This window comes from Bacillus sp. 522_BSPC, assembly GCF_001076885.1.
GTDB classification, from domain to species: domain Bacteria; phylum Bacillota; class Bacilli; order Bacillales; family Cytobacillaceae; genus Niallia; species Niallia hominis.
On record NZ_JVDT01000269.1, the window covers coordinates 1 to 6,242 of the forward strand.

The 6,242-nt window shown below is 35.2% G+C and carries 7 protein-coding genes; 6 read left to right on the forward strand and 1 reads right to left on the reverse strand.

The window, feature by feature from the left end:
• Positions 1–90 precede the first annotated feature (90 nt).
• From istA to ADJ83_RS22750, 6 genes are all read left to right on the forward strand, one after another.
• The gene (gene istA, locus ADJ83_RS22725) at positions 91–1,374 is read left to right on the forward strand and encodes an IS21 family transposase (RefSeq protein ID WP_048717507.1); all 1,284 of its coding nucleotides are present in this window, start codon (positions 91–93) and stop codon (positions 1,372–1,374) included.
• On the forward strand, positions 1,374–2,135 hold the full coding sequence (gene istB / locus ADJ83_RS22730; RefSeq protein WP_048717505.1) for an IS21-like element helper ATPase IstB: 762 nt from the start codon (positions 1,374–1,376) through the stop codon (positions 2,133–2,135). The genes istA and istB overlap by 1 nt, the downstream gene beginning before the upstream one ends.
• 163 nt (positions 2,136–2,298) lie before the next feature.
• The gene (locus ADJ83_RS22735; protein WP_031540165.1) at positions 2,299–2,667 is read left to right on the forward strand and encodes a hypothetical protein; all 369 of its coding nucleotides are present in this window, start codon (positions 2,299–2,301) and stop codon (positions 2,665–2,667) included.
• Positions 2,668–2,821: 154 nt separating this feature from the next.
• The gene (locus ADJ83_RS22740) at positions 2,822–3,454 is read left to right on the forward strand and encodes a GTP pyrophosphokinase (RefSeq protein ID WP_031540164.1); all 633 of its coding nucleotides are present in this window, start codon (positions 2,822–2,824) and stop codon (positions 3,452–3,454) included.
• A gap of 66 nt (positions 3,455–3,520) precedes the next feature.
• On the forward strand, positions 3,521–4,315 hold the full coding sequence (locus ADJ83_RS22745; protein WP_031540163.1) for an NAD kinase: 795 nt from the start codon (positions 3,521–3,523) through the stop codon (positions 4,313–4,315).
• Between the two features lie 21 nt (positions 4,316–4,336).
• A complete protein-coding gene (locus ADJ83_RS22750) occupies positions 4,337–5,233 on the forward strand; it encodes an RluA family pseudouridine synthase (RefSeq protein WP_031540161.1) in 897 nt (298 codons plus the stop codon).
• A 54-nt stretch (positions 5,234–5,287) separates the two neighbouring features.
• Here ADJ83_RS22750 and prpE read toward each other — a convergent pair whose 3' ends face one another.
• Entirely contained in the window at positions 5,288–6,031 is a 744-nt protein-coding gene (gene prpE, locus ADJ83_RS22755) for a bis(5'-nucleosyl)-tetraphosphatase PrpE (protein WP_031540160.1), read from the reverse strand.
• Positions 6,032–6,242 lie beyond the last annotated feature (211 nt).

The window sequence follows — 6,242 nt, forward strand, 5'->3', positions numbered from 1 at the left end:
TAGAAATGATAATTTAAATATGTACAAACGTGCTTGAATAAAGATGTACAAAATTGATTATGAATTACATACTAATATTGGGTGATTAGTATGTACATAAAGTTAAATATTGAAACAGATTTTGAGATTAAGAGTCTTTCAGATTTAGGAAAATTCAAACAAGTAATGGAGCAGTTAAAGATGAAAATTAATAAAAGTGAATTAGCTAGGGAATTAGGGGTAGATCGTAGAACAATCGATAAATATCTCAATGGGTTTATTCCAAAACGTACAAGGAAAAAGGCATCTATGCTTGATGAATATTATGAAATTATAGCCGCACTTTTATCGGAGGATTCGAAACAGAAGTTTTATTATCGGAGGGTGCTTTGGCAATATTTAAAAGATAATCATGGTCTTGATTGTTCGGCTTCTACATTTAGGGCGTATATAGCTAGAATACCAGAATTTAAAGCTTATTTTGATGAGGACAAAAAGATTGCCTCCCCCAAAGGGGCAGCTCGTTTTGAAACAGCACCAGGTAAACAAGCACAACTAGATTGGAAAGAAAGTATTCTATTTGATACTAAGGATGGTCAACAGGTAGAAGTGAATGTGGCCGTTCTTGTTCTTTCTTATTCAAGGTTCCGCACGTTCCATCTAAGTATCTCTAAATCACAAAGTACATTGTTTTCGTTTTTAACGGAAACATTTGAAGCACTTGGTGGTGTTCCTTCAGAGATAATTACGGACAATATGAAAACAGTTATGGATGAAGCTAGAACAGAATTTTCTAGCGGAAAAGTGAATAATAAGTTTGCACAATTCGCTAACGACTTTGGTTTTAAAGTAAAACCTTGTGTAGCAGGCAGACCACGTACAAAAGGAAAAGTAGAAACAACGATGAAACTATTAGATGAAATTCATGCTTATCAAGGTCAACTGACCTTAGAAGAATTACACCGATTTGTACAGGATTTATGTAATCGAGTCAATCATGAGGTACATCAGGGGACTGGCAAGATACCAGTATTAGAATTTAAAAAAGAAAAGAACCTCTTACACCAGCTACCAACTGTCCAAGTAAGAGATTTCTATCGAATCAATCATAAGCTTGTAAAGGTGAATGCCTCCAACATGATTTCTTACAAATCGAATCAATACTCGGTACCAGCAAAATACCAAGGAAAGAGAGTTGGACTACAAGTGTATGATGATCAAATATGGGTTTATTATAACACGGAGCTCATCGCACAACATCCCTTAAGTGGGAAGAAATTAAATTATCAAGAAACCCACTATCAGGAATCACTAGGGGTTTCTATGCCTAACTATCCTAATATTGATGAGTTAGCGAAAAAGAACTTAGCAGCGATTGGAGAAGTGTATAAATAATGAATCAAGTAACAACAAATCATCAGCAATTATTAAAGAATCTAGAGTATCTGGGGCTTAAGCAAATGACGTTACATTTAAATGAAGTCATAGACTTTAGTGTAAATAATCAATTGTCCTTTAATGATACTTTGATTAAATTAACGAACTATGAAATTGATGTCCGAGAGCAAAATATGACACAGGCAATGGTGAAAGTAGGTGCATTCCCACATCGTAAAGAAATAACTGATTTCGATTTTGATTTTCAACCCTCCATTAACCGACAACAAATCTTAGATTTTTTAACGCTCCGTTTTATAGAGGAGAATGAAAATATCGTTTTCTTGGGTACAAGTGGTGTTGGAAAGACCCATTTGGCCACTTCAATCGGAATTGCCGCAGCGAAGAAACGAACTAGTACTTATTTTATTAAGTGCCATGATTTAATCCAGAATTTGAAGAAAGCACGGTTGGAAAACCGTTTAGAAAGTCGTTTAAAGCATTATGCCAAGTACAAGCTTTTAATCGTAGATGAAATTGGTTACTTGCCAATAGATGCGGAAGATGCGAAGCTCTTTTTTCAGCTCATTGACATGAGATACGAAAAGAAAAGTACGATTCTCACTACAAATGTAAATTTCAAAGAGTGGGATACAATTTTTCAAGAGACTAAACTAGCGAATGCGATTTTAGATCGTATTTTACATCACGCAACTGTCGTAACCATTGTAGGTGATTCTTATCGATTAAAGGCTCATTTAACGCAAGAAAACGAGTGATTTTGTACATCCTTACGCAAGCAAAATTGTACATATTTGTGTTGACATTTATATATCTCAGGAAAGGTCGCTCCATCCCACACGCCCCTAAACGGGTACCTTGCGCTTTTCTATGATAATTCTTTTGGTTGTGGTAAAATAATGCATAGTTGGAGGGTGAATGATGAAACAAAAATGGAAGATTACAGAGAGTATTGTAAGAGAAAATGAACTGGTATTTCAATTGCAGGAGGATGCGAATTTAGAGAACACAAAGGCAAGTGGTCAAATGCTGGTTGACTCTGATTCTCTTGCGTTTATATATTTACTTGAAAAAGAAAATGAATATGTTTATCTAGAAATTCCAGAAATGGTGTGGAAGGATTGTAAAGTGGCATTAGAAGCAAATAATGCATTCTTTATTAAGGCTTTAAATGGGGAATTATTGCTTGAGAATTTTAAAGAGGAATTGGAATATTTAATTGAAAATATTCGAGGAAATGGAAATTATGGAGAGGATATGGAAAAAGCGGTTTCATCCGTTTTTCTATAAAATTTGTTGATTAGTTTTGGCAGGTACAACGGCACAGTGAATGGGATAAATTAGGTGCTAGTCTTCCTGTATAGAGAACAAGAATAAATTAACAGATTTTCTATAAGTGAAATACCTCGTCTCAAAAAGAAACCTTGGAAATGAGGTGTTATATATGAAACAGTGGGATCAATTTTTGGCTCCCTACAAACAGGCAGTGGATGAATTAAAGGTTAAACTAAAAGGAATGCGACGACAATTTGATCATGAAGAGGAGCATTCTCCAATCGAATTTGTAACAGGGCGCGTAAAGCCGATTGCAAGTATATTAGATAAGGCGAATGAAAAAGGAATTCCTTTAGACAAATTAGAAACGGAAATGCAAGATATTGCAGGACTTCGTATGATGTGTCCATTTGTTGACGATATTATAAGAGTAGTTGAACTATTAAGACAAAGAAATGATTTTGAAATTGTAGAAGAAAGAGATTACATATTACATAGTAAAGAAAGCGGCTATCGTTCCTATCATGTGGTAATTGTCTATCCAGTACAAACCATTACTGGGGAAAAGAAGCTCCTAGTTGAGATCCAAATTCGTACCCTTGCGATGAACTTTTGGGCGACGATTGAACATTCACTGAATTATAAGTATAAGGGCCAATTTCCCGAAGATATTAAAATGAGGTTGCAGGGAGCTGCTGAAGCAGCCTTTCGTTTAGATAAAGAAATGTCCTTAATCCGTGGAGAAATTCAAGAAGCACAAGCTTTCTTTAATCGAAAAAAAGAAAATGACAAGAATAGTTAGTATTTTTTTCCTAAGTTAAAAATATATATTCTGCATTCCTAAACTGAGAAGAGGAGCTACTAAACAATGAAATTTGCCGTAACCTCAAAGGGTGATTCAAAATCCGAAAACTTAGTGCAAATAATCAAACAATACTTACTTGATTTTGAACTTCAATATGATGAAGAAGAGCCAGATATTGTTATCTCTGTAGGGGGAGATGGAACACTTCTATATGCATTTCATCGCTACAGCAATCGTTTAGACAAAACAGCATTTGTTGGTATGCATACAGGTCATTTAGGATTCTATGCAGATTGGACTCCAGCTGAATTGGAAAAACTAGTGATTGCGATAGCGAAAACGCCTTATAACATCATTGAATATCCAATATTGGAAGTGGTTGTACGATATCAGAACGAAGAGAAGGAAACGAGATACTTAGCATTAAATGAATCAACGGTGAAAAGTATAGAAGGAACCTTTGTCATGGATGTGGAAATGAGCGGTAAGCATTTCGAGCGGTTTAGAGGAGATGGTCTTTGTGTCTCAACACCTTCTGGAAGTACTGCCTATAACAAAGCATTAGGTGGGGCAATTGTACATCCTTCCATTGAAGCCATTCAGCTGGCAGAAATGGCGTCCATTAATAATCGTGTTTTTAGAACGGTTGGCTCCCCATTGATTTTACCAAAACATCATACATGTGTTTTAAAGCCAGTTAATGAACCGAATTTTCAAATTTCGATTGATCATTTGAATCTATTACATAAAAAAGTACATTCGATTCAATATCGTGTAGCAGAAGAAAAAGTACGGTTTGCAAGATTTCGTTCGTTCCCATTTTGGAAACGAGTACATGATTCTTTCATTTCTGAATAAGAAATAGACAGGAGCGATAGTTTGAGCTTTTTGTTAGAGTGGGTTATACAGCATGAAGCAGGCATTACCATTAAAGAATTTTTGAAAACACAATGTATCTCAAAGGCAGCTTTAACAGATATAAAGTTTAAAGGTGGAAAAATCCTGGTAAACGATCAAGAAGAAAACGTTCGCTATTTTTTAAAAAGGGATGATCATTTAGTTGTTCTCTTTCCGCCTGAGTTGCCTAGTAGTGGATTAACACCAGAATCCATTCCTTTAAACATAATCTTTGAGGATGAGTATATTCTTATCGTGCAAAAAAATGCTAGGATGAATACGATCCCTTCAAGAGAGCATCCTACAGGCAGTTTGGCAAATGCCTTAGTTGATTACTATAAAAAGCAGGGCATTGAAGCAACAACTCATATTGTTACACGCTTAGATCGAGATACATCAGGATTAGTACTTATTGCGAAGCATCGCCATATTCATCATTTACTGAGTGAGCAACAAAAAACTGGAGATGTAAAAAGAAAATATATCGCTATTGCAGAAGGGGAAATTTCTCCCTTACGTGATATAATTAATGAGCCAATTGGCAGGTGCCAAGACAGTATAATTAAAAGAGAAGTTCGAGAAGATGGGCAAACAGCCATTACCCATTATCAAGTCTTATCACAGGATGTAGATTATTCTATAGTAGAATTAACACTTGAGACAGGAAGAACTCATCAAATACGAGTACATCTTTCTTATAAAGGACACCCACTTCATGGGGATGACTTATATGGTGGGAAAAGAATCGATATTGATCGGCAAGCATTACATTGTTTTTTTATTAAATTTACACATCCAGTTTCAAAACAAACAATGACTTTTACAATTGATCTCCCGGACGATATGAAAAGGTTGAAGCAAAAAATGACAAAGAGTTAAGGATCGAAGACAGATCTCTAACTCTTTATTAATTCACTCACCTATCCTTGTTTCCTACTCTTCATCAAAAGTACGGAATTTCTCTGCAATAAAAGGCATACTGGATGGGACAGATTCGCTAGTTAGTTCTGGATATTTTAGTGCTGTTAATTTTCCTCCAAATACTGCGCCTGTATCAATGTTATAGGTACGATGGATTTCTCTTACATTGCTTACTGGTGTATGTCCATAAACAATGATGGATTTTCCTTTATAATATTTTGCCCAATCTCTTCTTACAGGTGAACCGTCTCCATGTACCTCGCCTGTGATATCCCCATACAGTACGAATGTTTTTACTTTATTATGATATTGGCCAATGTAATCCTCCCGAATGCCAGCATGAGCAATAACAAGCTTTTGATTGTCAAGCACATGATATAATGGTGCATTCTCATATAATTCTTTAAACATTTTTCTTATTCTTTCCTGTTCTCTTTTATTTAATTGCTTCCATTCTTCTACGGTTGTTTCTAGACCATGGGCAATTTTCACATTTCGTCCTAAGAAAAAACGATACAATTTATCGCAATGGTTTCCAGGTACGTAATAAGCCAAATCCTTTTTGAGTAATAAATAAACAGTTTCTATTACAGCTAAGGAAGCAGGGCCGCGATCTGTTAAATCTCCAACAAACGCTAGTTTTCTCCCTGCTGGATGCTGTGGATAATTCTGATCCCATCTATAACCTAATTTCTCTGTTAAAAGTTTAAACTCCTCATAGCATCCATGAATATCTCCAATGATATCAAGCTTCATAAAATCCCTCTCTCCTTTATTCTCTTTTTTACTATACCCAATTGCTTTAGAGAGCATTTTGTTAATTGTTTCTGCTTTTGGGGAAAGATAAAAAAATAAAAGTGTCATGTCTAAATAAAAGACAAATCGTTAATCTTTTGTTACTATAAAAATCATATTGAAATTTTGAGGGCACTGAAAAAGTCTAGTTCTCCAAATTAAATGAGGTTTT